The sequence below is a fragment of the Baekduia sp. genome, from assembly GCF_035318805.1.
Classification (GTDB): Bacteria; Actinomycetota; Thermoleophilia; order Solirubrobacterales; family Solirubrobacteraceae; genus Baekduia.
Genome location: NZ_DATHDY010000018.1, coordinates 97,578 through 123,227, shown reverse-complemented (window position 1 = coordinate 123,227; position 25,650 = coordinate 97,578). Strand labels below are relative to the sequence as shown.

The 25,650-nt window shown below is 73.8% G+C and carries 30 protein-coding genes and 1 pseudogene; 21 read left to right on the top strand and 10 right to left on the bottom strand.

Going from position 1 to position 25,650, the window contains the following annotated elements; translation table 11 throughout:
- Nucleotides 1-4: 4 nt before the first annotated feature.
- The 4 genes from VK501_RS04870 to thiO are packed head-to-tail and all read right to left on the bottom strand — an operon-like array spanning nucleotide 5 to nucleotide 2,578.
- Nucleotides 5-481, bottom strand: coding sequence for an ester cyclase (locus VK501_RS04870; protein ID WP_324335202.1), 477 nt, complete (start codon nucleotides 479-481; stop codon nucleotides 5-7).
- On the bottom strand, nucleotides 478-1,278 hold the full coding sequence (locus VK501_RS04865; RefSeq protein ID WP_414641054.1) for a thiazole synthase: 801 nt from the start codon (nucleotides 1,276-1,278) through the stop codon (nucleotides 478-480). The genes VK501_RS04870 and VK501_RS04865 overlap by 4 nt, the downstream gene beginning before the upstream one ends.
- Nucleotides 1,275-1,472, bottom strand: a complete 198-nt coding sequence (thiS, locus tag VK501_RS04860) for a sulfur carrier protein ThiS (RefSeq protein WP_324335198.1) — start codon at nucleotides 1,470-1,472, stop codon at nucleotides 1,275-1,277. Before thiS ends, VK501_RS04865 begins: the two co-directional genes overlap by 4 nt.
- A complete protein-coding gene (gene thiO, locus VK501_RS04855; protein WP_324335196.1) occupies nucleotides 1,469-2,578 on the bottom strand; it encodes a glycine oxidase ThiO in 1,110 nt (369 codons plus the stop codon). The genes thiS and thiO overlap by 4 nt, the downstream gene beginning before the upstream one ends.
- A gap of 54 nt (nucleotides 2,579-2,632) precedes the next feature.
- Between thiO and thiE the strand changes: the two genes are divergently transcribed.
- Genes thiE through VK501_RS04830 form a run of 5 tightly spaced genes read left to right on the top strand, consistent with a single transcriptional unit; the run spans nucleotide 2,633 to nucleotide 5,921 of the window.
- Complete coding sequence (gene thiE, locus VK501_RS04850) at nucleotides 2,633-3,316, top strand: thiamine phosphate synthase (RefSeq protein ID WP_324335194.1); 684 nt, start codon at nucleotides 2,633-2,635, stop codon at nucleotides 3,314-3,316.
- Nucleotides 3,300-3,743, top strand: a complete 444-nt coding sequence (locus VK501_RS04845) for a hypothetical protein (protein WP_324335193.1) — start codon at nucleotides 3,300-3,302, stop codon at nucleotides 3,741-3,743. The genes thiE and VK501_RS04845 overlap by 17 nt, the downstream gene beginning before the upstream one ends.
- 32 nt (nucleotides 3,744-3,775) lie before the next feature.
- Nucleotides 3,776-5,107, top strand: a complete 1,332-nt coding sequence (gene lpdA / locus VK501_RS04840) for a dihydrolipoyl dehydrogenase (protein ID WP_324335192.1) — start codon at nucleotides 3,776-3,778, stop codon at nucleotides 5,105-5,107.
- 14 nt (nucleotides 5,108-5,121) lie between these two features.
- The gene (locus VK501_RS04835; RefSeq protein ID WP_324335191.1) at nucleotides 5,122-5,715 is read left to right on the top strand and encodes a DsbA family protein; all 594 of its coding nucleotides are present in this window, start codon (nucleotides 5,122-5,124) and stop codon (nucleotides 5,713-5,715) included.
- On the top strand, nucleotides 5,712-5,921 hold the full coding sequence (locus tag VK501_RS04830) for a hypothetical protein (RefSeq protein ID WP_324335190.1): 210 nt from the start codon (nucleotides 5,712-5,714) through the stop codon (nucleotides 5,919-5,921). The genes VK501_RS04835 and VK501_RS04830 overlap by 4 nt, the downstream gene beginning before the upstream one ends.
- Nucleotides 5,922-5,927: 6 nt before the next feature.
- Here VK501_RS04830 and VK501_RS04825 read toward each other — a convergent pair whose 3' ends face one another.
- Entirely contained in the window at nucleotides 5,928-6,959 is a 1,032-nt protein-coding gene (locus VK501_RS04825; protein WP_324335189.1) for a hypothetical protein, read from the bottom strand.
- Nucleotides 6,960-7,053: 94 nt separating this feature from the next.
- Here VK501_RS04825 and VK501_RS04820 point away from each other — a divergent pair, with 94 nt between their 5' ends.
- The 4 genes from VK501_RS04820 to VK501_RS04805 all read left to right on the top strand — a co-directional run bounded on the left by VK501_RS04820 (nucleotide 7,054) and on the right by VK501_RS04805 (nucleotide 11,697).
- Nucleotides 7,054-8,553, top strand: a complete 1,500-nt coding sequence (locus VK501_RS04820; RefSeq protein ID WP_324335187.1) for an aldehyde dehydrogenase family protein — start codon at nucleotides 7,054-7,056, stop codon at nucleotides 8,551-8,553.
- A gap of 78 nt (nucleotides 8,554-8,631) precedes the next feature.
- The gene (locus tag VK501_RS04815) at nucleotides 8,632-9,606 is read left to right on the top strand and encodes a thiamine pyrophosphate-dependent enzyme (protein WP_324335185.1); all 975 of its coding nucleotides are present in this window, start codon (nucleotides 8,632-8,634) and stop codon (nucleotides 9,604-9,606) included.
- A complete protein-coding gene (locus VK501_RS04810; RefSeq protein ID WP_324335183.1) occupies nucleotides 9,603-10,595 on the top strand; it encodes an alpha-ketoacid dehydrogenase subunit beta in 993 nt (330 codons plus the stop codon). The genes VK501_RS04815 and VK501_RS04810 overlap by 4 nt, the downstream gene beginning before the upstream one ends.
- 7 nt (nucleotides 10,596-10,602) lie before the next feature.
- Entirely contained in the window at nucleotides 10,603-11,697 is a 1,095-nt protein-coding gene (locus tag VK501_RS04805; RefSeq protein WP_324335181.1) for a dihydrolipoamide acetyltransferase family protein, read from the top strand.
- Nucleotides 11,698-11,699: 2 nt separating this feature from the next.
- Here the strand turns inward: VK501_RS04805 and VK501_RS04800 are convergent, their stop codons facing one another.
- The 3 genes from VK501_RS04800 to VK501_RS04790 are packed head-to-tail and all read right to left on the bottom strand — an operon-like array spanning nucleotide 11,700 to nucleotide 13,394.
- Nucleotides 11,700-12,449, bottom strand: a complete 750-nt coding sequence (locus VK501_RS04800) for a hypothetical protein (RefSeq protein ID WP_324335179.1) — start codon at nucleotides 12,447-12,449, stop codon at nucleotides 11,700-11,702.
- A 60-nt stretch (nucleotides 12,450-12,509) separates the two neighbouring features.
- Nucleotides 12,510-13,130, bottom strand: a complete 621-nt coding sequence (locus tag VK501_RS04795) for a hypothetical protein (RefSeq protein ID WP_324335178.1) — start codon at nucleotides 13,128-13,130, stop codon at nucleotides 12,510-12,512.
- Nucleotides 13,131-13,175: 45 nt separating this feature from the next.
- On the bottom strand, nucleotides 13,176-13,394 hold the full coding sequence (locus tag VK501_RS04790; protein WP_324335176.1) for a hypothetical protein: 219 nt from the start codon (nucleotides 13,392-13,394) through the stop codon (nucleotides 13,176-13,178).
- A gap of 35 nt (nucleotides 13,395-13,429) precedes the next feature.
- Between VK501_RS04790 and lipB the strand changes: the two genes are divergently transcribed.
- The 10 genes from lipB (at nucleotide 13,430) to VK501_RS04740 (ending at nucleotide 21,435) form a co-directional block, all read left to right on the top strand.
- The gene (gene lipB / locus VK501_RS04785; protein ID WP_324335174.1) at nucleotides 13,430-14,125 is read left to right on the top strand and encodes a lipoyl(octanoyl) transferase LipB; all 696 of its coding nucleotides are present in this window, start codon (nucleotides 13,430-13,432) and stop codon (nucleotides 14,123-14,125) included.
- A 56-nt stretch (nucleotides 14,126-14,181) separates the two neighbouring features.
- Nucleotides 14,182-14,631 carry a hypothetical protein gene (locus VK501_RS04780; protein ID WP_324335172.1) on the top strand — a complete coding sequence of 150 codons (450 nt, stop codon included), beginning with the start codon at nucleotides 14,182-14,184 and terminating at the stop codon, nucleotides 14,629-14,631.
- Between the two features lie 13 nt (nucleotides 14,632-14,644).
- Nucleotides 14,645-15,637 (top strand): lipoyl synthase, encoded by a 993-nt coding sequence (gene lipA, locus VK501_RS04775; protein ID WP_349260972.1) that lies wholly within the window; start codon nucleotides 14,645-14,647, stop codon nucleotides 15,635-15,637.
- A 28-nt stretch (nucleotides 15,638-15,665) separates the two neighbouring features.
- Complete coding sequence (locus tag VK501_RS04770; RefSeq protein ID WP_324335170.1) at nucleotides 15,666-16,463, top strand: rhomboid family intramembrane serine protease; 798 nt, start codon at nucleotides 15,666-15,668, stop codon at nucleotides 16,461-16,463.
- A 10-nt stretch (nucleotides 16,464-16,473) separates the two neighbouring features.
- A complete protein-coding gene (locus VK501_RS04765) occupies nucleotides 16,474-16,647 on the top strand; it encodes a hypothetical protein (RefSeq protein WP_324335168.1) in 174 nt (57 codons plus the stop codon).
- Nucleotides 16,647-17,588, top strand: coding sequence for a D-alanyl-D-alanine carboxypeptidase family protein (locus tag VK501_RS04760; protein ID WP_324335166.1), 942 nt, complete (start codon nucleotides 16,647-16,649; stop codon nucleotides 17,586-17,588). Before VK501_RS04765 ends, VK501_RS04760 begins: the two co-directional genes overlap by 1 nt.
- A gap of 71 nt (nucleotides 17,589-17,659) precedes the next feature.
- Nucleotides 17,660-18,649, top strand: a complete 990-nt coding sequence (locus tag VK501_RS04755) for a sensor domain-containing diguanylate cyclase (RefSeq protein WP_324335164.1) — start codon at nucleotides 17,660-17,662, stop codon at nucleotides 18,647-18,649.
- A 64-nt stretch (nucleotides 18,650-18,713) separates the two neighbouring features.
- On the top strand, nucleotides 18,714-19,937 hold the full coding sequence (locus tag VK501_RS04750) for an acyl-CoA dehydrogenase family protein (protein ID WP_324335162.1): 1,224 nt from the start codon (nucleotides 18,714-18,716) through the stop codon (nucleotides 19,935-19,937).
- Nucleotides 19,934-21,103 (top strand): acyl-CoA dehydrogenase family protein, encoded by a 1,170-nt coding sequence (locus tag VK501_RS04745; RefSeq protein WP_324335160.1) that lies wholly within the window; start codon nucleotides 19,934-19,936, stop codon nucleotides 21,101-21,103. The genes VK501_RS04750 and VK501_RS04745 overlap by 4 nt, the downstream gene beginning before the upstream one ends.
- 128 nt (nucleotides 21,104-21,231) lie before the next feature.
- A complete protein-coding gene (locus VK501_RS04740; RefSeq protein ID WP_324335158.1) occupies nucleotides 21,232-21,435 on the top strand; it encodes a cold-shock protein in 204 nt (67 codons plus the stop codon).
- A 92-nt stretch (nucleotides 21,436-21,527) separates the two neighbouring features.
- On the opposite strand, the gene VK501_RS04735 is transcribed toward VK501_RS04740, so the two are convergent.
- On the bottom strand, nucleotides 21,528-22,199 hold the full coding sequence (locus VK501_RS04735; protein WP_324335156.1) for a TetR/AcrR family transcriptional regulator: 672 nt from the start codon (nucleotides 22,197-22,199) through the stop codon (nucleotides 21,528-21,530).
- Between the two features lie 69 nt (nucleotides 22,200-22,268).
- Here VK501_RS04735 and VK501_RS04730 point away from each other — a divergent pair, with 69 nt between their 5' ends.
- Together VK501_RS04730 and VK501_RS04725 are read left to right on the top strand one after the other, a co-directional pair.
- Nucleotides 22,269-23,075 carry an MBL fold metallo-hydrolase gene (locus VK501_RS04730; RefSeq protein ID WP_324335154.1) on the top strand — a complete coding sequence of 269 codons (807 nt, stop codon included), beginning with the start codon at nucleotides 22,269-22,271 and terminating at the stop codon, nucleotides 23,073-23,075.
- Between the two features lie 37 nt (nucleotides 23,076-23,112).
- Nucleotides 23,113-24,984, top strand: a complete 1,872-nt coding sequence (locus tag VK501_RS04725) for an acyl-CoA dehydrogenase family protein (protein WP_324335152.1) — start codon at nucleotides 23,113-23,115, stop codon at nucleotides 24,982-24,984.
- Here the strand turns inward: VK501_RS04725 and VK501_RS04720 are convergent.
- Nucleotides 24,974-25,601: pseudogene (locus VK501_RS04720) on the bottom strand (cysteine hydrolase family protein). The gene VK501_RS04725 and the pseudogene VK501_RS04720 overlap by 11 nt on opposite strands.
- Nucleotides 25,602-25,650: the final 49 nt, after the last annotated feature.

Here is a 25,650-nt window from a genome sequence, read left to right as displayed (position 1 = left end):
GCGGTCACGACCGCGCACGCAGGCCGAAGCCGCGCAGCAGCATGAGGGCCCGCTCGCCCACGCCGCCGTGGGCCGGCAGGACGCCGAGCTGCACGGAGGCGTCGTAGAGGTCGAGGAAGGCGCGGACGCGCCACAGGCGCTCGCGCGGCGGGTCCAGCTCGCAATAGAGGACGGCGTGCACGCTGAACGCCCGGCGGGTCGGCGGCATGCCCGGCAGCTCGCCGGTGTGCGTGCCGGTCAGGCGGACCGGCGCCGCGAGGAAGCGCCCGTCGCTCAGCCGCTCCCCCGCCCGCTCGATCTTGGCGTCGGGTGCCGCGACCCACAGCCGCGCGGCGTGGTCGCCCAGCGCGTCGCAGCCGCGCAGCGCCGGACCGGTGAGCGGATCCTCGTAATGGACGTCCAGCGCGCACACGGCGGCGAACGCGGAGCGGTCGCGGCCGACGAGCGCCGACTGGAAGCCGTCGACGAGCTCGTCGATCACGGCACGGGACGCGCAGGGTCGGAGGGATGGACGAACTCGGCGGCGCCGGCCTCGGCGGTGCTCGCCGTGGCGTGCAGCCGCTGCGGGATGCGGCCGGCGCTGCGGGCCAGCAGGCCCGCCTCCACCGCGAGGCGGATCGCGCGCGCCATCGCGACGGGGTCCTCCGCGCGCGAGATCGCGCTGGCGCACAGGACCGCGTCGCAGCCCAGCTCGAGCGCGAGCGCCGCGTCGGACGCCGTGCCGACGCCCGCGTCGAGGATCACCGGCAGCGCGGTCTGCTCGCGGATGAGCCGCAGGTTGTAGGTGTTGTTGATCCCCATGCCGGAGCCGATGGGCGAGCCGAGCGGCATGATCGCCGCGCAGCCGACGTCCTCCAGGCGGCGGGCGAGCACGGGATCGTCGGTCGTGTAGGGCAGCACCACGAAGCCGTCGTCGACGAGCTGCTCGGCGGCGAGCACCAGCTCCACCGCGTCAGGCAGCAGCGTGCGCTCGTCGCCGATGACCTCCAGCTTGACCCAGTCGGTCTCGAACGCATCGCGGGCGAGCCGCGCCGTCAGCACCGCGTCGCGGGCGGTGTAGCACCCCGCGGTGTTCGGGAGCAGGCGCACGCGGCACTCGTCGAGGACGTCCACGAGCGATCCTCGCGCCGCCGGATCGATCCGGCGCAGCGCGACGGTCACCATCTCGGTCCCCGACGCGCGGATCGCCGCGGCGAGCGTCTCGAGGCGCGGGAAGCCTCCCGTGCCGAGGATCAGGCGTGACTCGAACTGCTGGCCGGCGATGCGCATGGTGCTCATCCTCCCTGGACGGCGGTCAGGACTTCCACCCGGGCGCCGTCGGCGAGCGCGAACGTGCCCCAGGCGCCGCGCGGCACGACCTCCGCGTCGACTGCGACGGCCACGCCGCGGTCAGGCGCGCCGAGGTGGTCCAGCAGCTCGCTGAGCGTCGCCCCGGGTGCGAGATCGGACGGCTCGCCGTTGATGATGATCATGCTCGCGCGCTCTCCGTGGCGGTGGTGTCGGTGCTGTCGTTCATGAAGCGCTCCGGCCGGAACGCGTGCTCGGGGCGGGCGCCGGTGAGCTCGTCGGCGACGAGGTCGGCGGTGACCGGGCACAGCAGGATGCCGTTGCGGAAGTGCCCCGTGGCCCAGACGACGCGCTCGTCGCGCGGGTCGGTGCCGACGATCGGCGCGTTGTCGGGCGTGCCGGGGCGCAGCCCGGCGAAGGCCTCGTCGAGCTCCAGCTCGAGCACGCCGGGCAGCAGCTCGGCGGCCTCGCGCAGCAGCTCGTAGACGCCGAGCGCGGTGACGGCGGTGTCGAAGCCGCGCTCCTCCATCGTCGCGCCGAGGTAGTAGCGGCCGTCGCCGCGCGGGACGAGGTAGCCGCCTTCGAAGCGCAGCACGTGCTCGCAGAGGCCCGGCCCCGCGGGATCGCGGAGGCGCAGGGCCTGGCCCTTGACCGGACGGACGGGCACGCCGGCGCCCAGCCGGCCCGACCAGGCGCCCGCGGCGATCACGACGCGGTCGGCGTCGAGGGCGCTCAGATCGTCCACCGGCGTCTGCGGATGGAGGTGGACGCCGGCGCGGGTGCAGGCCTCGATCAGCGCGGCGACCACGCGCACCGGCTCGACCGCGTGGTCGTCGGGCAGCGCGAGCGCGAGGCGCAGCGTCGGCGCCAGCGCGCTCTCGCGCCGCCGCGCCTGCGAGCCGAGCAGCCGCTCGACACGGAGCCCGAGGCGCTCGCGCAGCGCGCGCTCGCGCTCGACGTGCTCGGCCTCGTCGCGGTCGCGGGCGAGCAGCAGGGTGCCGCAGGCGCGGTAGCCGACGTCGACGCCGGTGACGTCGGCGAGCTCCTGCGCGAAGGCCGGCCAGCGCCGCGCGCTCTCGAGGTTGCAGGCGAGCAGGCCGCGCTCCTGCGCATCGGCCTCGCCGACGGGCGCGAGCATCCCGGCCGCGGCCCGCGACGTGCCGGCGCCGAGGTCTCCGCGATCGAGCACGACGACCTCGAGCCCGCGCTGTCGCGCGCGCCACGCGGCCGCCAGGCCGATCACGCCGCCACCCACGACGGCGACGTCCGCGTGCGGAAGCTGGGTCGTCACGCGTCCCGAGGGTACCGCTCTCACCCGCGCTCCGGACTGCCACACTGAGGCGAGATGGATCTCTCGGAGCGACGCGCGCGACTGGCTCGGGCGCGCCTGTACCTCATCTGCGACGCCGCGCCCGGCGGCCGGCCGCTGGCGGACGTGCTGGTGCCCGCCCTGCGCGGCGGCGTCGACCTGTTCCAGCTGCGGATGAAGGGCGCCGACGACGCGACGGTGCTCGCCGCCGCCGCGGTCGCCCGCGAGGCCTGCGCCGCCGCGGGCGCGCTGTTCGTCCTCAACGACCGGCCCGACCTCGCGGCCGCCGCGGGCGCCGACGGCGCGCACGTCGGCCAGGACGACCTGCCCGTGGCGCGCGCCCGCGAGCTGGCGGGCCCCGACCGCCTGATCGGCCGGTCGACGCACTCCCCGGCCCAGGTCGAGGCGGGCGCGGGCGCGGACTACCTCGGCGTCGGACCGGTCCACGCGACGCCGACCAAGCCGGGACGCGCGGCCGTCGGGCTCGACCTGGTCGCCTACGCGGCCGCCCACGCCGCGATCCCGTTCTTCGCCATCGGCGGCCTCGACGCGGCGACGGTCGGCGCCGCTCTGGACGCCGGGGCCACCCGCGTCGCGATCGTGCGCGCCATCGCCGAGGCGGCCGACCCCGAGGCGGCGGCGCGCGCCCTGCGCGCCCGGATCGACGCCGTCGCGCTGCCCGAGCCCCACTCCGAGGACGTCCGTGGCGCGACCGTCTAGCCCCGAGCGGCCGCCGCGCCAGAGCTCGGCGGAGCGCAACGAGGAGATCCGCGCGGGGCTGGAGCCGATCGGCCCCGACGAGCGTCCGCTGCCGCTGGTGATCGCGACGGTCGTCGCCGTCGCGCTCGGGCTGACCAACATCGTGCTCCTGCTCGCCGGCCAGAGCGGGCAGCCGGCCCAGCTGATCGTCTACTGCGTGCTGGTGCTCGGCGCGGCCTACGGCATGTGGACCAAGCGCTACGGCGCAGTGCTCGCGTTCCAGGTGCTGCTGGCGATCGCGGTCGTCATCGGCTTTCTGTTCCTGCTGCGCGCGTCGTCGCTGCTGGACCTGCTGATCTGCTTCGCCCTGATCGTCCCGACGGGCTGGCTGTTCTGGAAGTTGGTGCGCGTGCTCGCGCGGCTCCAGACACCCGTCGACCACAGGTAGGGCGCCACCACCTGTCCGCTACATTGCGGGCCATGGCCGACACGTTCGATTGCATCGTCATCGGCTCGGGTCCCGGCGGCTACGTCGCGGCGGTCCGGGCAGCTCAGCTCGGGATGACGACGGCGGTGATCGAGCGTGACGACGTGGTCGGCGGGCGGTGTTTGAACTATGCGTGCATCCCGGCCAAGGCGGTGTTGCGCAGCGCCGACATCCTGTCTGAGGTGCGTGACGCGGGCGAGTTCGGGATCGTGCTCAACGGGGCGGCGCCGACGGTCGACTTCGCCGCGGTCGGCGAGCGGCGGGCGAAGGTCGTCTCGACGTTGACCGGCGGCGTGTCGGGGTTGTTCAAGAAGAACGAGATCGAGGTCATCTCCGGTGAGGCGTCGCTGACCCCCGACGGTGGCGTCAAGGTCGGCGACACCGTCTATCGGGCCGGCAAGGCCGTGATCCTGGCCACGGGCAGCGTGAAGCGGCCGGTGCCGGGGTTGTCGTTCGGTGGCAAGGTGATCGGGACCGAGGAGGCGTGGGCGCTGTCGGAGTTGCCGGCGTCGATGATCGTCATCGGCGCGGGGGCGTCGGGGACCGAGATCGCCTCGGCCTACCAGCGCCTGGGCACCCAGGTCACGTTGTATGAGGGCCTGGAGCGCGTGTTGCCGTCCGAGGACGCCGACATCTCCAAGGCCGCCGCGCGGGGCTTCAAGAAGCAGGGCATCGAGGTCAAGGTCAACACCTTCTACGCGGGCCAGGAGGCCGACTGGGTGGTCATCGCCGCCGGCCGCGGCCCCGACATCGACGCCCTCGGCCTGGAGGCGGCGGGGATCGAGCTGACCGACCAGGGGCTGATCAAGGTCGACGGCGCGCTGCGCACCTCCAAGGCCAAGGTGTATGCGATCGGCGATCTCGTTCCCGGGCCGGCGCTGGCCCACAAGGCGTCGGACGAGGGGATCATCGCCGTCGAGGACGCCGCCGGCCACACCACCCATCCGATCAGCTACATCGACATCCCCCGCGCGACGTTCTGCACCCCCAACGTCGGCTCCTTCGGGTTGACCGAGCAGCAGGCCCGCGACGCCGGTCACGACGTCACGGTCGGCAAGATCCAGTACGGGGCGGTCGGCGCCGGCACCGTCTACGGCGATCGCACCGGGGTGATCAAGATCGTCGGCGACAAGACCTACGGCGAGATGCTCGGCGGCCACATCGTCGGCACCCGCGCCACCGAGCTCATCCAGGAGCTCGTCAACGTCAAGCTCCTCGAGGGCGGCTACCCCGAGGTCGCCCGCATCATCCACGGCCACCCGACCCTGTCGGAAGGCGTCATGGAAGCCGCCCGCGCCGCCGACGGCTGGCTCATCCACGGCTGAGCCGGACTTAGACCATGGGCGTCGAGGTCACCCAGCACGGCGGCGCCTCCGAGGCGCCGTCCGAGCGGGCGGCCTTCTACTTCGACTTCGGCTCGCCGGAGGCCTACCTCGCCGCCGAGCGGGTCATCGGGCTGCTGCCGTTCGCCGCGGAGTGGGTCCCGATCCGCTCGCCACGCGGGTGGAGCGACGGCTTCCGCTGCGCCGAGGAGGCCGGCATCGCGCGCGCCGCGATCGAGCGCACCGCCGCGGAGCGCACCCTTCAGGGCGTGCGCTGGCCGCCGGAGTTCGACAGCGAGCTGGCGCTGCGCGCCGCCACCTTCGCCAAGCAGATCGGCCGCGCGGTCGCGTTCTCGCTGGCGGCGTTCCGCCAGGCCTACGCCGGCGGCGCCGACCTCGGCGACACCGACGTGGTGCTGATCGCCGCATCGGCGTGCGAGATGCACCCGCGGGCCGTGCTGCAGGCGCTGGAGCGCGACGCGATCACCCGAGCGCTGGACGAGGCGACCGCCCAGGCCGTCGCCCGCGGCGTCCTCGACGTGCCGTCGGTGTGGATCCCGGACGGCCGGATCCTGGCCGGTGACGCGGCGCTGGAGAGCGTGCACGCATGACCGCCCGGACCCGCTACGAGATCAAGGTGGGCCGCGACTCGATCGAGGTCGTCGACCTCGCCGAGGGCGAGGGCATCTTGTTCTGGGACTGCACGCCGCGCCAGCGCCGCCGCATGCACGAGGCGCTGATCCGCGACCTCGACCGGCTCAGCCCGCAGGAGTTCCTGTACCAGTGGGCCGTGGCGGAGCCACAGCACTTCGACTGACCTGCGTCAGCTCTTCGCCAGGCGGCGGAGGTGCGACAGGGCCGAGGAGCGACGGTCGTCGTGCGGTGGCAGGAGCGCCAGGAGGAGCCGGCAGGCCTCGAGGTCGTCGCGGCCCGCCGGGTGCTCGATCCAGCGGTGCAGCAGCGCCGGGTCGGCGGTCCGCAGGATGCCCGAGCGCACGCGGTGGTCCAGCGCCTCCCGCGCCTCGACGACCAGCTCCACCTCCGAGCGGGGCAGCAGCGGCCCCGGGTAGGCGTCCAGCGCTGCGCCGAGGCGGCCGGCGCCGGCGAGCTCGCCCGCGGCGAGGAAGTCGGCGCGCGGCCGCGCCGCCAGCCGGTAGGGCTCGGCCAGCAGCCGCGGGCCCAGCACGCGACGCAGGCGCGACAGCTCGGCGCGCGCGGTCACCGGCTTGCCGAAGTCACCGTAGAGCGCGATCGCGATCTCCTCGGCGGTCATCCCCTCCGGCCGCAGGGCCAGCAACACCAACAACTCGCTGTGGCGCCGCGACAGCACGACGTCGCCCGCCAGGCCTACGCCGCCCAGCACGGCACGGTCACGTCCGAGCACCGCGATCCGCAGCCCCGCGGCCGCAGGGGCGATCGCGAACGCCGACGGCGCGGGCTCGGCCTGCCGCGCCACGCGCTCGGCCGAGCGCCACGCCAGCATGCCCTCGACCATGCGCGCCGCGGCGGTCACCAGCGCCAGCGAGTGCGGGTGGGCGGTCTGCAGCGGGCCCGACAGGTCCAGCACGCCGAGCAGCTCACCGGTCACCGGGTCGTGCATCGCGTTGGTGCCCGCCGCGGCCTCGCTCCACCTCGCGCCGCGCTGCAGGTGGACGCCCGTCGCGTCGTCGAGCATCTGCTGGTCGCCGTCGATCCACAGCAGCGTGCCGTCGGTGTCGCACACGAGCAGCACCTGCTGGCCCTCGGAGCGCACGTCCTCCAGCAGCTCGCGCAGCACCGCGTCGTGCGCTCGCGCCAGCCGCAACGCACGCCCGCGCCGGTCGCCCGTCGAGGAGATCGCCACCCACGGATTCATAGGCCCGCCTCCTCTTCTACGCCTCGTGCAACGGGGTTGCAACCCCCTGCCGCCTACGGTCGCGCCAACTGTCGGCAACGCAGGAGGAGACCCCATGGCCCTCGACGCACAGATCGATCAGCACGCCCGTGACTTCATCGGCCGGGAGCATTCGATGCTCATCGGCGGCGAGTGGGTGCCGGCGGCGTCCGGACAGACCTTCGAGACCTACGACCCCGCGACCGGCGACGTGCTGGCCACCGTCCCGCGGGGCAGCAGCGAGGACATCGACCGCGCGGTCAAGACCGCGCGCGCGGCGTTCGACGACGACTCCCCGTGGCGGCGCATGTCGCCCTCGGAGCGCGGCCGCGTGATCCATCGCCTCGGCGACCTGATCCTCGAGAACCGCGACGAGATCGCCACGCTGGAGACGCTGGACAACGGCAAGCCGCTGAGCGTCGCCAAGGCCGCCGACGTCCCGCTGGCCGCCGACCTGTTCCACTACATGTCGGGCTGGACCACCAAGAGCGGGGGCTCGACCCTGCAGATCTCCGTGCCGTACATGCCGGGTGCCGAGTGGCACGCCTACACGCTGCACGATCCCGTCGGCGTCGTGGGCCAGATCATCCCGTGGAACTTCCCGCTGCTGATGGCCGCGTGGAAGCTCGGCCCCGCGCTGGCCACCGGCTGCACGGTGATCCTCAAGCCCGCCGAGCAGACGCCGCTCAGCGCGCTGCGCCTCGGCGAGCTCTGCCTGGAGGCCGGGATCCCGCCCGGCGTCGTCAACGTCGTCACCGGCTACGGCGAGGAGACCGGCGCCCCGCTGGCCGCCCACCCGGACGTCGACAAGGTCGCGTTCACCGGCTCGACGGAGGTCGGCCGGCTGATCCTGCAGGCCGCGGCCGGCAACCTGAAGAAGGTCTCGCTCGAGCTCGGCGGCAAGTCGCCGAACGTCGTGTACGCCGACGCCGATCTGGAGACCGCGATCCCCGGCGCCGCCAACGCGATCTTCTTCAACCACGGCCAGTGCTGCGCGGCGGGCTCGCGGCTGTTCGTCGAGCAGTCGGTCTACGACGACGTCGTCTCCGGCGTCGCCGACCACGCGCGCTCGATCCAGGTCGGCCCGGGCATCGACCCCAACACGCAGATGGGCCCGCTGGTCTCCCAGGAGCAGCTCGACCGCGTCTGCGGCTTCCTCGCCTCCGGCGAGACCGAGGGCGCCGAGACCGTCGCGGGCGGCAAGCGCCGCGGCGACCGCGGCTACTTCGTCGAGCCGACCGTCCTGGCCGGCACCAACCCGCAGATGAAGGTCGAGGCCGAGGAGATCTTCGGCCCGGTCGTCACCGTGCGGCCGTTCAAGGATCCGTCCGAACTGGTCGGCCAGGCCAACGGGACCTCGTTCGGCCTCGCCTCCGGCGTCTGGACCAGCGACCTCAGCAAGGCCCACCGCACGGCCAAGAAGCTGCGCGCCGGAACGGTGTGGATCAACTGCTACAACGTGTTCGACGCGGCCCTCCCCTTCGGCGGCTACAAGGAGTCTGGCTGGGGCCGGGAGATGGGCGCCGAGGCCCTCGAGCTCTACACCGAGGTCAAGTCGGTCGTGACGCTGCTCTGACCCGCCCTCCCCCGTTGCAGTGCTGCCGGCCGCGACTCCGCAAGCGGGGTCGCGGCCCTGCGGTACGCTCGCGCCACCATGGCCGACCATCCGCTGCCCGACGCCGGCGTGGCCAAGGAGTGGCTGCGGGCCATGCTCCTGATCCGGCGCTTCGAGGAGCGCGCGGGCGACCTGTACGCCAAGGGCGCCATCGGCGGCTTCCTGCACCAGTCGATCGGCGAGGAGGCCGTGATCGTCGGGACCGTGAGGGCCCTGCGCGACACCGACTTCCTCGTCTCGACCTACCGCTCGCACGGGCACGCGCTCGCCCGCGGCACCAGCCCCGACCACGTGATGGCCGAGCTGCTCGGCCGGGTCGACGGCGTCTCCCGGGGCCGCGGCGGATCGATGCACATGGCCGACGTGTCGCGGCGGTTCATGGGCGGCTTCGGCATCGTCGGCGGCAACCTGCCGATCGCCGCCGGCATCGCGCTGGCCTCCGACCAGCTCGGCCGCGACGACGTGACGCTCTGCCAGTTCGGCGACGGGGCGTCCAACCAGGGCACCTTCAGCGAGACCCTGAACCTCGCGGCGCTGTGGAAGCTGCCGGTCGTGTTCCTGGTCACCAACAACCGGTCGGGGCCGGGCGCCACTCCGGCGCGCCACTCGGCCGTCGAGGACCTGCTGCGCCGCGCGGAGGGCTTCGGCGTCGCGGGCCTGCGCTGCGACGGCATGGACGTCATCGACGCCTACAACGTGGTCGGCGACGCGCTGCGGCTCGCCCGCGAGGAGCGCCGGCCGATCCTCGTCGAGGCAGCGACCCAGCGCTTCCGCGGCCACTCCGCGGCCGATCCCGACGCGCAGCGCTCCGACGGGGAGCGCGAGGAGTGGCGGCGCCGCGACCCGCTGCTGACCTTCGCCCGCCGCCTGGTGGCCGAGGGCGCCATCACCCAGGAGGCCCGCGGGGCGCTGCAGGCCGAGGCGGCCGCGCGCGTCGATGCGGCGGTGGCGTTCGCCGAAGCGTCGCCGGAGCCGCGGCCCGAGTCGCTCCACGACGACGTCCACGTCGCGTGAGCCGCACGATCCGCTACCGCGAGGCGCTCAACGAGGCGCTGCGCGAGGAGCTGCGGCGCGACGAGACCGTGCTGCTGATGGGCCAGGACATCGGGCTCTTCGACGGCGCGTTCGGCGTCACCGAGGGCCTGCTCTCCGAGTTCGGCGAGCGGCGCGTGCGCGACACGCCGATCTCGGAGAACACGACCGTCGGCATGGGCGTCGGCGCCGCGATGGCCGGGCTGCGGCCGGTGGTCGAGATGATGACCATCAACTTCTCGCTGCTGGCGATGGACCAGATCGTCAACCACGCGGCGCAGATCCACTACATGTTCGGCGGGCAGGCGCGCGTCCCGCTGGTGATCCGGATGCCGCAGGGCGCCGGCCACCAGCTCGGGCCGACGCACTCGCACTCGTGGGAGGCGTTCTTCGTGCACGTCCCCGGCCTGCTCGTCGCCGCGCCGTCCACCCCGGCGGACGCCAAGGGCCTGCTGAAGGCCGCGATCCGCAGCGATGATCCGGTCGTCTTCATCGAGCACGAGCATCTCTACGGGCAGCGCGGCGAGGTGCCGGACCTCGACGTGGATCACGTCGTCGCCTTCGGCCGCGCCGCCATCCGTCGCGAAGGGACCGACGTCACGCTCGTCGGCATCTCGCGCCAGGCGATGACCGCGTGGCGCGCGGCCGACCTGCTGCACGCAGAGCACGGCATCTCCGCCGAGGTGATCGACCCGCGCACGCTGCGCCCGCTGGACCTCGAGACGATCCTCGCCTCGGTGCGCAAGACCAACCGCTGCGTGATCGTCGAGGAGGGGTGGCCGCGCGGCGGCGTGGCCGCCGACCTCGCGGTGCAGATCACCGAGCAGGCCTTCGACTGGCTCGACGCGCCGGTCGGCCGCGTCACGGGCGCCGACGTGCCGACGCCCTACGCCAAGAGCCTCGAGCAGGTCGCCTTCCCGCACGAGCACGACGTCGTGACGGCGGCGCTGGCGACGTTCCGCGATATTTAGGCGTCCCGTGCCCGACGTCACCATGCCCCGCCTGACCGACTCGATGCAAGAGGGGACGATCCTGCGCTGGCTCAGGCACGCCGGCGACGTCGTGCGCCGCGGCGAGCCGCTCGCCGAGATCGAGACCGACAAGGCGACGACGACCTTCGAGGCCGACGCCGACGGCGTGCTGGAGCCGGTCGCCGCGGAGGGCGAGACGCTGCCGGTCGGCGCCGTGATCGCCCGGATCGCGGTCGACGGCGCGCAGGACGCCGGGCGCGTGATGGCCTCGCCGCTGGCGCGCGCGATCGCCCGCGAGCAGGGCGTCGACCTGCAGGGCGTCGAGGGCACGGGCCCGGGCGGCCGGATCGTGCGCGCCGACGTCGAGGCCGCGGCCACGCCGGAGGTCCCCACCCTCGCCGAGACCGGCACGTCGAAGGGCGACGTCTCGATCCTGGAGCCCACGCGCGCGCAGCGGTCCCTCGCGCGGCGGATGGCGGAGGCCAAGGCCACGGTCCCCGAGCTCACGCTGACCACCGAGATCGACGTGGAGGGCTGCGTGCGGACGCGGGCGCAGCTCGACGCGATGGGCCTCGACGTCACGCCGACGATCGACGACATGGTCATCAAGGCCGCCGGCCTGGCCCTGCGCGAGCTCCCGCGCGCCAACGGCAGCTACAAGGACGGGCACTTCGAGCTCTACTCGCGCGTCAACGTCTCCGTCGCGGTGGCGACGGAGGACAACCTCGTCTTCCCCACGGTCTTCGACGCCGACGACAAGGCGCTGCGCCAGATCGCCCGCGAGACGCGCGCCGCCGCCGAGAAGGTCCGGGCGGGCACGATCACGCCCCCCGAGGTCAGCGGCGGCACGTTCACCGTGTCGAGCCTCGGCGCCTACGGCACCACCGCGTTCGCCCCGATCATCACCACGCCGCAGGCCGCGGTCCTCGCGGTCGGCGCGCCGGTGCAACGGCCGACCGTGGTCGACGGCGAGGTGGCCGTCCGCCACGTGCTGCACGCGACGCTGGTGTGCGACAGCCGGATCCTCTTCGGCGCGGGTGCCGCGCAGCTCCTCGCGCGGATCCGCGAGCTGCTGGAGCAGCCCGCGTCGCTGTACCTGTAGGCCTACTTGCGCGGGGGACCGCCGCCGAGGATGCCCCCGACGACCTGCCCGACCTGCGTCACCGCGTCGTCGGCGGCCTGGCCGGCCCGCTCGACCGTGTCGGCGACCGGCGGCGCGACGGGCCGCAGCGCCGCGCCCGCGGCCCCGGTGACGTTCGTGACGGTGGCGCCGACCGCGGCGGTGGTGTCCTGCGCGGCCTGAGCCGGCGTACTTGGGGCGGCCGGCGTGGACGGCACCGGCAGCGGAGCGCCTGGGGCCGACGGAGCCGGCGCGGCGCCGCCCCCGCCCGCGCCCGACCCGGCGCCCGAGGCGCCCGAGCCCGAGGAGCCCGACGAGCCGCTCGGCGCCGTCGCGCCACCCGGCGACGGCGCAGCGCCGGCGACCGGCGCCGCCGTTCCCACCGTGGGCGCGCCCGCGGCGGGCGGGCCGCCCGGCGCCGCCTCGGCGCGCCGCCGGGGCGTGCCGGAGCGGTCGCGCACGCCGGCGCGCGGACCGGCCCCCGCACGCCGGCCCGCCGTGTCCTGCCCGGAAGCTGAAGCGGATGCCGCGGACGTCAGCGTGATCGGTCGCGCCGCCGCGCGGCGGTCACCGGCGCCAGGGATCTCCTGATCGAGCGAGGCGCCGCCGCCCGGCCCGTGGGTCCACGCGTGGAACGCGAGCCCGCCGCTCAGGACGGCGAGCGAGACCGCGGCCGCCGCGACCAGCGCCGCGGACGCCCTCAGGCCGCCGATCGCTGTGCGCAGAGACCGCATTCCAGAGCGATATCGGTCATCGGTCCGATGTGCTTGAGGTCAGATCGCCGACATACGCCGTCAGGCACCCGAGCGGCCCGGGTCGCCGGCCCCGGAGATCGCCGAGTTCGGCGATTGGTCCGGGTCGCGCCGCAGGACCGGCGCCCCCTCGTCGGTGCGCACGAACACGCAGTAGTCGCGCCGCGGATCGGGTCCTTCGAAGCACGTGCGGAACAGGTGGTCGCCGTTCTGGACGGTGTCGCCGCCGTGCAGCGGCAGGTACGCGCGAGGCGCGTGGTGGCCGGCGAACACCGTGGCCGCCGACACGCCGCGCGCGGACTCTCCCTCGCGCTCGCGCAGCGCCGGGCGGTGGACCAGCCCGCCGACGAGCAGCAGCGCCGCCAGCCCGACGAGCCCGAACGTCGCCGCCTGGTCGCCGGCCACCTCGCGCGGCAGGTGGGTGCGCCGGCGGCGCAGGAGCGCGCCCCCGGCGTGCGGCACCACCGCGACCACGATGAGGTTCAGGAAGCCCGCGGCCAGGACGCACCCGAGCAGGTCGGACTTCCCGCCGGCGAACGGCAACCGGGCGAGCACCACGGCGTCGACCGCGGTGAGGACGGCGAACGCCGGCCACTGCCAGGCGCCGGTGAGCCGCCAGCGCAGCCGGGAGCGCCACATCGCGGTCGCCTCGCGGTCGGGCATCGTGCCGAGTGTCGCAGGGCCGGTCCATCCCTCCGCGCCGAGCCGTCAGCCCGGCTGCCCGAGCGCGACGTGCTTGGTCCAGTCGACGTCGATGTCGTCGAGCGTCTCGACGATCTCGATCTGGTGGTCGTCACCCTCGAGCGGGTAGATGCGCTCGTCCTCGTCGCCCTTGTCCTCGGGCTCCAGGCCGGTGCGTTCCTCGAACTGGTCGAGGATCGTCTCGCCGTCGTCGTCCTTGGGAATCAGCGTGATCGTGGAAGCCATGGGGCCCGGTTACCCCATGTGGCACCATCGTGTGCGTGGATCTCTGGACCGTGCACCTCGGCACCGTGCCCTACGGCGAGGCCCTCGCCCTGCAGGAGCGCGTGCGCGCCGCGCGCCAGGCCGACGCCATCCCCGACACCGTGCTGCTGCTCGAGCACCCGCCCGTCTACACGCGTGGGCGCCGCGCCGCGCCCGGCGAGCTGCCGCTCGGCGAGGCGTTCTACGCCGAGCGCGGGATCGAGATCGTCGACGTCGACCGCGGCGGCAAGGTCACCTTCCACGGCCCGGGCCAGCTCGTCGCCTACCCGGTCGTGCGCGTGGGCGACGTCATGGGCTTCGTCGGCCTGCTGGAGCAGGCGATGGTCGAGGCGCTGGCGCAGGCGGGCGTCGCCGGCCGCGGCCGCGCCGCCGACGGCCGCGACTTCACCGGCGTCTGGGTCGGCGAGCGCAAGATCGGCAGCATCGGCCTGCACATCTCCCACGGCGTGACGACCCACGGCCTGTCGGTCAACGTCGACGGCGACCTCACGCCCTTCGAGTGGATCGTCCCGTGCGGCCTCGGCGGCGTGGCGATGACGTCGATCGCGGAGGAGGTCGCGGTCGGCGCCGACGTCATGGACTGCTTCCGCAAGCGCCTCGCGCACCGGCTCGCCGAAGGCATGGGCCGGCGCCAGCGGATCGTGACGCCCGCGCGGCTGGAGCGCGAGCTCGCCGGGCTGCCCGTCGGCTGAGTTGCACGCCGGCCGGTCAAGGTGCGCCCCGCCGCGGCCGATGTCCTGGGGCAGCCATGGACCGCACGCTGCTGCAGATCCTCCTCGTCGCCTTCGTCGCCTCGGTCCCGGCGACCCTCGTCCATGAGCTCGGCCGTGCCGTCGCGGCGCTCGCCCTGACGCGCGGGCGGGTGTGCGTCCTGCTCGGCTCGGGCCGGCCGCTGTTCTCCGTACGCGTCGGGCGCCTGCTCATCGGCGCGACGACGCGCTGGCCGTGGGGCGGCGAGTGCCTGCACGCCCCCACCGCCTCGCGCCGCCGCAGCACCGCGATCCTCCTGACCGGTCCGCTGGCCGGCGACCTCTGCTTCCTGACTGCAGGCGCCGCCGCGATCACCTGGCGGGGCGGGCCGACGGACCACGCCTCGCTGCAGCTCGCGCTCTTCGTCTTCGCCCTCGTCGCGCTCGTGCGCTCCAGCATGGACCTGATCCGCGCGAGCGGCCACCGGGTCGCGACGGCCGCTCGGTAGCCTACGAGCGGCGATGGCCGCCGAACCGACGACGCAGCAGCGCGAGCACAAGACCCGATCCCGGTCCAACCCGGGCGGCATGGACGTCCTGAAGGTCCTGGGCCCCGACGTGCTCGACATCAAGGCGCGCAAGCCGAAGTGGTTCAAGGTGCCGATGCCCGGCGGGCCGACGTACCGCGAGCTCAAGAGCCGCATCGAGGACGACAACCTGCACACGGTGTGCCAGGAGGCCGCCTGCCCGAACATCGGCGAGTGCTGGGAGCGCGGCACCGCGACGTTCATGATCCTCGGCGACACGTGCACCCGCCGCTGCGGGTTCTGCCACGTCAAGACCGGCAAGCCGACCTGGAACGACCCGCTGGAGCCCGCGCGCGTCGCCCGCCAGGTCGCGCGCATGGGCCTGCGCCACGCGGTCATCACCTCCGTCGACCGCGATGACATGCCCGACAAGGGCGCCCACGCGTTCGTCGGCGTCATCCGCCAGATCCGCCGCCAGGCGCCCAAGTGCAAGGTCGAGGTCCTCACGCCCGACTTCCAAGGCCTCGACATGCCGCTCGCGAAGGTCATCGCCGAGCGCCCCGACGTCTTCAACCACAACGTCGAGGTCGTCCCGCGCCTGTACTCGATCGCGCGCCGCGGCTCGACGTGGCAGCGTTCGCTGCGCGTCCTGGAGACCGCGAAGGACATGGGCGGCGACGAGGTCGTGACGAAGTCCGGCCTGATGGTCGGCCTCGGCGAGACGCACGACGAGATGGTCGACGCGCTCGGCCAGCTCCGCGACCGTGGCGTCCAGGTCATCACCATCGGCCAGTACCTGCGGCCGACCGAGCGCCACCTGCCGCTCGTGCGCTACTGGCACCCCGACGAGTTCGACGCCCTCGCGGCCGCCGGCATGGCGATGGGCTTCGACCACGTCGCCGCCGGCCCGCTGGTGCGCAGCTCCTACCACGCCGACGAGCACGTCCCCCAGCCCGAGCCGGGCGTCGGGCCGCTCGCCGCCGGGTAGCCCGCAGCGCCCGCGTCGCCCCGAGCGCGTGTTCCCGATCAAGGACAACATCCCGACCGAGCGGTTCCCGCTGGTCACGGTCGCGCTCATCATCATCAACTGCGTCGTCTACCTGTTCCTGCAGAAGAAGAGCGGCGTCGACTTCAGCGGCAACAGCCTGGACCAGTCGAGCCTCACGCACTACAGCGTCGTGCCCTACGAGATCACGCACTGGGGCAAGCACTGCGACTTCGACCCGGGGTCGGGGCAGGTCGCCTGCCAGGGCCAGCCGGGGACCACCGGCCGGCCCGAGGCGCAACTCAGCACGCCCTTTACCGTCTTCACCTCGATGTTCACCCACGGCGGCCTGCTGCACCTGGCCGGCAACATGCTCTTCCTGTGGATCTTCGGCAACAACGTCGAGGACTCGATGGGCAAGCTCAAGTTCATCATCTTCTACCTGCTCGGCGGGCTCGCGGCGCTGGGGCTGCAGATCGCCGTCGACCCGAGCTCGACGGGACCGACCCTCGGCGCCTCGGGCGCCATCGCGGCGGTGCTGGGCGGCTACATCCTGCTCTACCCGCGCGCCCGCGTCCTGACGGTCGTCTTCATCATCCTGTTCTTCACGGTCATCGAGGTGCCCGCGCTCGTCGTGCTCGGGATCTGGATCGTCGAGCAGGTGGCGTTCGGCGCCTACGGGCTCAGTGACCCGACCGGCTCCGGCGGCGGCGTGGCGTACTTCGCGCATATCGGCGGGTTCGTCGCGGGCCTGCTGCTCATCAGGCTGTTCGCCACCCGCCGCAACCCCGCCTACCTCGCCGGCGGCCCGCCCCGCGTGGCGACCTGAGCGGCGGCTCGTGCAGCCCCATCCCATCCTCGTGGCCGCGTTCGTGCTCGTCTCCGTCCTGCTCGCCCTGACGGTCTACGTCGCCGTCGTCCAGGGCCCTGACGTGCTGACCGTCCTGTCGCTCCTCGTGCTCGCGATGCTCGGCTTCGGCATCTTCGGGGCGCTGCGGGAGCCGCCGCACTGATGCGCCGCCAGACGGTCGTCGCCGCGCTGGCCGCGGCGCTGCTCGGCGCGGGCTGTGCCGGCAGCGAGGACCGCACCCCGACCAGCGAGCTCGACCCGGGGCCGCAGCAGCCGCTGCAGGTCGCCAACGGCCCGGTCGCGCCGTCGCCCGCGACCTCGCCGCTCACCCTGGCGCTGACCGGCGCGCCCGACCCGGTGCAGATCACGTTCGGCCACCCACCGCGCGCCGGCCTGCTCTTCGACCTCGACACCGGCCGCGTCCTGTGGCGCAAGGACCCGACGCGCGTGCTGCCGATCGCCTCGGTGACCAAGATGATGACCGCGCTCGTGGTGGTCGACCGCGTGCCGGACGGCGCGAAGGTCCGGGTCACCAAGGAGGCGCTGCACTACCAGGGCTCCGGCGTCGGGGTGCTGCCCAAGAACAAATGGGTCGGCCTGTCGGCGATGCTCCACGGCCTGCTGCTGCCCTCGGGCAACGACGCGGCGATCGCGCTGGCCCAGCGCGCCAGCGGCACGGTCGACCACTTCGTCGCGCAGATGAACGAGCGCGCGACGGCGATGGGCCTGTCGTGCACGCGCTACTCCACGCCCAGCGGCTTCACCGACCGCGGCAACCACTCGTGCGCGGCCGACCTCGCGGTCGAGGCGCGCGCGGTGCTCGACGAGCCGCGGATCGCGCGCGTCGTCAAGCGGCGCCAGGCCATCCTGCCGTTCCCGATCAAGGGCGGCAAGCTGTACCTGTACAACCACAACCCGCTGCTGCAGCGCCGCTATCCCGGCACGCTGGGCATCAAGACCGGGTTCACCGACGCCGCGGGCCGCTGCCTGGTCGCCGCCGTCCGGCGCGACGGCCACCGCCTCGGCGTCGTGCTGCTGCACTCGCCCGACCCGGGCGGCCAGGCCATCAAGCTGTTCGACCGCGGCTTCCGCGCCAGCTCCTGATCGCCGGCGCCGCATCGGAGATCGGTCCGTTGCGCTGAAGACCGGCGCCCGCCTGCCGATCCGCTCGAACGATGGCCGTCCTCCCGCCGATTCCCTCCGACGAGCACGAGCGCGTCGCCGCCCTGCGGCGTCTGACGCTCCTCGACTCGCCGGCGGACCCGGCCTGCCAGGCGCTCGTGGAGCTCACCGCGCGCGTGCTGCGCACCCCGGTCGCGGCGATCAACCTCGTCGACGCCGACCGCCGGTGGACGAAGGCCGGCGTCGGGTGCGACCACGGCGACGCGGAGCCGCGCGACAGCTCCTTCTGCGCGCACGTCGTCGGTGGCGACGACGACCCGTGGGTCGTCACCGACGCCGCCGCGGACCCGCGCTTCGCCGACCACGCGCTCGTCACCGCCGGCCGCGTCGGGTTCTACGCCGGCGCACCCGTCCGCACGCCCGGCGGCCACAAGATCGGCACGCTCTGCGTCATGGACTCGCAGCCGCGCGCGATGGACGAGGACGCGCGCGACCTGCTGCGCGCGCTGGCCGCCTTGGTCAGCGTGCACGTCGAGCGCGAACGTGAACGCGAGCAGGAGACCGTCGCGCGCCTGGCCGAGCACTCGCGCGCCGACGCGCTGACCGGCGTGCTGAACCGCCGGGCGCTGGACGACGAGCTGCACCTCGCGCTGCTCAACGCGCGCGGCGACCTGACGGCCGTCGCGGTCGCGATCCTGGACCTCGACCACTTCAAGGCCTACAACGACACCTACGGCCACACCGCCGGCGACTCGCTGCTCAAGGCGTCCTGCGCGTCGTGGTCGAGCCAGCTGCGCAGCGGCGACGTCCTGGCCCGCTACGGGGGCGAGGAGTTCGTGGTGCTGCTCCCCGGTTGCGCCCTGGCGGATGCGCACGCGCTCGTCGACCGCCTGCGCCGCTGCACCCCTTCCGGGCAGACCTGCTCGGCCGGCGTGGCGGGCTGGGACGGCGACGAGCCGGTCTCCGAGCTGCTGGAGCGCGCCGGCCAGGCGCTGCGCCGCGCCAAGGCCCAGGGCCGCGACGTGGTCTGCGTGTCCGCCTGAGCTTCGGCGGTGCCTTAGAGTTGCTCGCCAACCGACTGGCCAGCCAGCCAAAGAGGAGGCGAGCGTGGATCTCAACGACACGCCCGAGCAGGCCGCATACCGCGAGAAGGTGCGCGGCTGGCTCGAGCAGCACAGGGCCGACGCGCCCGAGGCGCGGGCCACCCGCGCCGGGGCCGAGGACGCCGAGTACCTGGCCGCGCGGCGCGCGTGGCAGGGCAGGCTCGCCGAGGGCGGCCTGGCCGGCGTCACCTGGCCCGAGGAGTTCGGCGGCCAGGGCCTCGGGCCGATCGAGCAGGTCATCGTCAACCAGGAGCTCGCCCGCGCCGGCGTGCCGGGCATCCTCGACGTCATCGGGATCGGCATGCTCGGCCCGTGCCTCATCGCGCACGGCACCGACGAGCAGAAGGGCCGCTACCTGGGGCCGATGCTCCACGGCGACGAGGTGTGGTGCCAGCTCTTCTCCGAGCCGGCCGCCGGCTCGGACCTCGCCGCAGTCCAGACCCGCGCGCGCCGCGAGGACGACGGCGCGTTCGTCCTCAACGGCCAGAAGGTGTGGACGACCAACGCGCAGTTCGCCTCCTACGGCCTGCTGCTGGCCCGCACGAACCCCGACGTCCCCAAGCACAAGGGCATGACCATGTTCCTGGTGCCGATGGACGCGCCGGGCATCACGGTCCGCGGGCTGCGCCAGATCTCCGGCGAGGCCGAGTTCAACGAGGTCTTCTTCGACGACGTGCGCGTCCCGGCCGAGTACGTCGTCGGCGGCGTCGACAACGGCTGGGGCACCGCGCTGACCGTGCTCATGTACGAGCGCGTGACGATCGGCCTGGGCTCCGAGGGCATGGGCTACCGGCCCGACCGCTTCGCCAAGGCGCTGGCCTCCGACCCGTCCGCCGTCAAGGACAAGTCGGTGCGCAAGGCGCTGGGCGAGATCGGCACCGAGCTGCTCGCGCTGCGCTTCGCCAGCTACCGCACGCTCTCGGCGCTCGCGCAGGGCCAGATCCCCGGTCCCGAGGCCGGGCTGGCCAAGGTGACGACCGTCAACGCGGCCATCGCCGCGGGCGACCTGATCGCCGACGTCCTCGGGCCCGACGCCCTGGACGAGGACAACGAGTGGTCCTACATGATCTCCTTCCTGCCGGGGCTGAAGTCGGCCGGCGGCACCGAGGCGATCCTGCGCAACACGATCGGCGAGCGCGTCCTGGGCCTCCCGCCCGAGCCCCGGCTCGACAAGGGCATCCCGTTCAGCGAGCTGCGGGCCAAGGAGAAGGAGGGCTCAGCCGCATGAACCTCTCGCTGACCGACGAGCAGGAGTTCCTGCGCGAGGCCGCCCGCGGCACGCTGTCGCGCTACAAGATCGTCGAGGCCGCCCGCGAGGCGCTCGACAAGGGCCTGGGCGAGCTGCCCGACCTCTGGCCCGCCGCCCGCGAGGCCGGCTGGGCCGGGCTGCTGATCAGCGACGCGCAGGGCGGCGCCGGGCTCGACGTGTTCGACGCGATGCTCGTAGCCGAGGAGCTCGGCCGTGTGATCGCGCCCGTGCCGTTCCTCGGGCTGCTGCCCGCCACGGCCATCCTCGACGCCGCCGGGCACGACCAGCTGGCCGCGATCGCCGCCGGCGAGGTCCGGCCGGTGTGGATCCCCACGCGGCCGCCGGGCGACCTCGAGACCCGCTGGACCGTCGACACGCCGGGCTCCGCCCGCGACGAGGCGCCGCGGATCGAGCGCGACGGCGACGGCGACGGCGTCCGGGTCACCGGGCACGCCGCGTTCGTCCCCGACGCGCCGGGCGCCGATCTGCTCGTCGTCGTCGGCGCCGACGGCACGGTCGCGGTGGTCGACGCGCACGCCGCGGGCGTGACCGTCGAGCAGGTCGTGCGCTATGACGTCACGCGCTCGCTGGCCAACGTGACGCTGGACAACGCGCCCGGCACGGCCCTGGCCGTGGATGCGGCCGTGGCCGCCGATGCGGCCACATCGGCGACAGACGCTGCGGGGACCGCCAACGCCGTCGCCGCCGATGCGTGGTACGTCGCGCAGGCGCTCCTGGCCGCCGAGGCCGTCGGCACGGTGCAGACCACGCTGGAGATGAGCGTCCGGTACGCGAAGGAGCGGTTCACGTTCGGTCGGGCGATCGGCTCGTACCAGTCGATCAAGCACGAGCTCACCGAGGTGCTGCGGCGCATGGAGAACGCGCGTTCGCTGCTGTACTACGCCGGGTGGGCGCGCACCGACGGGCCGGACGAGTTCCCGCTGGCCGCCAGCGCGGCGCGGTCGGCGGCCGGGGCGGCGCTGGACACCGCCGCGCGCTCGGTCATCAACGTCCACGGCGGCATCGGCGCGACGTGGGAGCACGACGCCCCGCTGTACTTCCGCCGGGCGCAGCTGACCCGCCGGCTGATCGGCGGACACGGCGACGCGACCGACCGCGTGGCCGAGCGGCTGCTCGCCGGCTGAGCTCATCTGAGCCCCCGATTCGGGCGGGGTCCGCCGGAGCTCTTCCGGCGGACCCCTTGATACTGCTAGGTTGCCGCCCATCAGAGCCGGGCGATCGCGTCCGGCACGGAGAGGGTGGGAGCAGACAGATGGCTCAGGGCGTTGTGAAGTGGTTCAGTGACGAGAAGGGCTTCGGGTTCATCACCCCGGACGAGTCGGGCAAAGACCTGTTCGTCCACCACGGGGACATCCAGTCGGACGGCTTCCGCTCCCTGGCCGAGGGCGCGCGCGTCGAGTACGACACCGAGGCCGGGGCCAAGGGCCCCAAGGCGGTCAACGTCCGCACGGTCTAGGAGACTGTGTCGCTATCGCGACTGGGGACCCACCTCCGGCGGCGACGGCTGGTCATCGTGGGCATCGGGCTCGCTGGCCGCCTGCGGCACCCCTAGGCGTCGGACAGGGCGCGTCTCCCTGCGGGGGCGCGCCCCGTCGTCGCAGCAGTGCGCCGCCGTCTCGCGCGGGGCGAGCCCAGTAGCGTCCGCATCGCGCGCCAGCCGCGGTCCGGCGCCGCGGCGTCGCCCAGCAGGCGCCGTGCCTGGTTGACGCCCATCGCGATGGCGTTGAGCCCGAACGCCACGTCCTCGGGATCGGTCGTGCGCGGGAGCTCGCCCGCCCGGATGGCCGTGCGGGCCTCGTCGGCCAGCACGGCCATCCAGCGCCGGTGGGCCGAGGCCACCGCGTCGCGCACCCGGCCGGGCCGGTCGTCGAACTCCGCCGAGGCCGCCGTGACGAAGCAGCCGCCCGGGAAGACGTCGCGGGCGAGGTAGTCCAGCCACGCGTCGGCGATGGCCAGCAGCCGCGCGCGCCCGGGGGCGGCGGACTGCGCGGGCTCCCAGATCTCGCGCCGGTAGACCTGCACGGCGGCGGCCAGCGCCGCCAGCTGCAGCTCCTCCTTGGTGCCGAAGTGCCCGAGGAGGCCGGCCTTGCTCATCTGCAGGTCGGCCGCCAGGCGGCCGATCGTCAGGCCCTCCAGGCCCTCGATCGACGCGACGTCGACCGAGCGCTCCAGGATCGCGGCGTGGGTGCGAGCGGTGTCGGCGACGGAGCGGCGGGCCATCGAGCGGACTTTAGCGATCGCTCGGTCGCCATTGACATAGCGACCGGTCGATCGCTATAAGTCCCGGCCATGAAGATCACCCGCCTCGGCTGGGCCGGCCTGGAGCTCGAGGCCTCCGGCGCCACGGCCGTCATCGACCTGCTGCAGGACGCCGCTCCGATGGAGCTGTACATGGGCGTGCCGCACACGCCGCTGCCCGGCCCGTCGCGGCCCGGCGCCGCCGTGCTGGCCCTCGTGACCCACCTGCATCAGGACCACGCCGATCCCGCGGCGATCGCGGCGGCGCTGGCGCCCGGTGGCGTGCTGCTGCGCCCCGCCGCCGCCGAGGGCGAGTTCCTGGAGGTGGCCGCCACCGCGGCGGCCGAGCAGGGCCTGGCTGAGCTCGGCGTCGCCCAGCAGGTCGTCGCGCCGTGGGAGACGGCGCAGGTGGGACCGTTCCGCGCGACGGCGATCCCCGCCGTCGACGGCTTCGGCGACCCGCAGGTGTCCTGGGTGGTCGAGGCCGCGGGCACGCGCATCCTGCACGCCGGGGACACGCTCTTCCACGGCTGGTGGTGGCGCGCGCGGATGCGCCTGGGCGACGTCGACCACGCCTTCCTGCCCGTCAACGGCCCGCTCGTCAGCCTTCCCCACCGCCAGCCGGGCTCGCCGCGCCCCGCGGTCATGAGCGCCGCCGAGGCCGCCGCAGCGGCGCACGTCCTGCAGGCCGGCGAGGCCATCCCGATCCACTACGACGCGATCCACAACCCCCCGATCTACGCGCAGGCCGACGATCCCGCGGGTACGTTCCTGCGCGAGGCGGCCGCGCTCGGCGTGCCGGCCCGGATCGTCGAGCCGGGCGCGGTCGTGATCGCGGGCGCACCCACCGCCCCCTGACCGTTCGCGGCGCGTACCCGCGGGGTACAGCGGCGGTATGGCCAGCGACGTCAGCGAACGCGAAGCACGGCAGGTCGCCGAGGAGGCCCGCGAGGGCGAGTGGAAGCTGCCGAGCTTCGGCAAGGACCTCTTCCTCGGGCGCCTGAACCTCGACCTCATCCACCCCCAGCCGAAGCTCGATCCCGCGGCGGTGCGCAAGGGCGACGCGTTCCTGAAGGACTTGCGGTCCTTCCTGACCGACCACGTCGACCCGCACCAGATCGAGCGCGACGCGAAGATCCCCGAGGCCGTCATCGACGGGCTCAAGGAGCTCGGCGCGCTCGGCATGAAGGTCCCCGAGCAGTACGGCGGCCTGGGGCTCTCGCAGGTGTACTACAACCGCGCGCTGACGCTCGTGGGCTCCTGGCACGCGTCGCTCGGAGCGCTGCTCAGCGCCCACCAGTCGATCGGCGTGGCCGAGCCGCTGCTGCTCTTCGGCTCCGAGGAGCAGAAGCGGGAGTGGTTGCCCAAGGTCGCGCGCACCCACATCTCCGCGTTCCTGCTGACCGAGCCCGACGTGGGGTCCGATCCGGCCCGGCTGGGCACCACGGCGACGCCGGCGCGGGACGGCTCCGGCTACACGCTCAGCGGCCGCAAGCTGTGGGCCACCAACGGCGCGATCGCCGACGTCGTCGTCGTCATGGCCAAGGTGCCCAAGGGCGACGGCCACCGGGGCGGCATCAGCGCGTTCGTGCTGCCCTACGACACCCCCGGCGTGACCGTCGAGCACCGCAACGCCTTCATGGGCCTGCGCGGGATCGAGAACTCGGTGACGCTGCTCGCGGACGTCGTCGTGCCCAAGGAGAACCTGATCGGTCGTGAGGGCGACGGCCTGAAGATCGCCCTGACGACCCTCAACACCGGTCGCCTCGCGCTTCCCGCGATCTGCCTCGGGACGGCGAAGTGGGCGACCAAGATCGCCCGCGAGTGGTCGGCGCAGCGCGTCCAGTGGGGCCAGCCCGTCGGCAGGCATGACGCGGTCGCCCAGAAGATCGCGTTCATCGCCGCCTCGGCGTTCGGCATCGAGGCGATGCTCGACGTCGCCAGCCGCATGGCCGACGACCAGCAGCGCGACATCCGCATCGAGGCCGCCATCGGCAAGCTGTACGCCTCGGAGCTCGGATGGCGCGTGATCGACGAGCTGATGCAGGTCCGGGGCGGCCGCGGCTACGAGACGGCCGACTCGCTGCGGGCGCGCGGCGAGAAGCCGGTCCCGGTGGAGCAGGTGATGCGCGACATGCGCATCAACCGCATCTTCGAGGGCTCGACCGAGATCATGCACCTGCTGATCGCGCGCGAGGCCGTCGACCAGCACCTCGCGGTCGCCGGCGACATCCTCGAGGGCGAGATGCCGCTCAAGGACAAGGCCCGCGCCGCGATCGAGGCCGGCAGGTTCTACGCCAGGTGGTTCCCTCAGCTCGCCGTCGGCGAGGGGCAGAAGCCGGGCGCCTTCGGTGACGAGTTCGGCGAGCTGGCCCGACACCTACGCTATGTCGAGAAGGCGTCGCGCAAGCTCGCCCGCTCGACGTTCTACGCGATGGGCCGCTGGCAGGCCAAGCTCGAGCGCAAGCAGTCGGTCCTCGGCCGGATCGTGGACGTCGGCGCCGAGCTGTTCGCGATCTCCTCCGCGGTGGTCTACGCCACGACGCTGCGCACCGAGCACCCCGAGCGCGCCGCGGAGGCCACGCAGCTGGCCGACCTGTTCTGCCGCCAGGCCCGGCGCCGCGCGGACGTCCTGTTCGACGAGCTGTTCGACAACGACGACGACGCCGGCTACGCCCTGGCCCAGGACGTCCTGGCGGGGAAGTTCAGCTGGGTCGAGGAAGGCGTGATCGACCCGTCCGGCGAGGGCCCGCTCGTCACCGGGTAGGCACGGGACGCGGCTGGGACGTCAGCTCGATGGCGCCCGCCGTGGTGACGCGGCCCGAGAACAGGCCCGCGGTCTGGCGCAGCGAGGCGGCCATGTCGAACGGCTCCAGGGCCGAGACGGCGTCCCGCGGGATCACGACGTCGTACCAGCGCAGCGCCGCGCTGGCGGCGGTGTAGTGCACGCAGATGTTGGCGACCGTCCCGCAGATCACGAGCGTCGTGACGCCCCACTGACGCAGCAGGTGGTCCAGGGGCGTGCCGTAGAACGCGTCGTAGCGGGGCTTGCGCAGCACGGTGTCGTCGGGGAGCGGCTGCAGCGCCTCGACGATCTCCCACCCGAGGCTGCCCTCCAGCGCGTGGACGGGCCAGATGGCGAACTCCGGATCGCCGTCGCGGTGCGTGTCCCTGGGTGAAGACGACGTGCATCCCGGCGCCCCGCGCCCGCTCGACCAGCCCCGCGACGACCGGCACGGTCGCGGCGGCGTCGGGCACGAGCAGCGAGCCGCCCTCGCTGACGAAGTCGTTCTGCATGTCGACGACGACCAGCGCGGAGGCGCGCGGATCGAGCACGACCCGGTCGTGGACCGGGAGGTCCGGAACGGTGACGGTCTCGGGCATGGTGTGACCGTAGCCCGTCCGCCATTCGCCCAGTTCCTTGACTCATGCT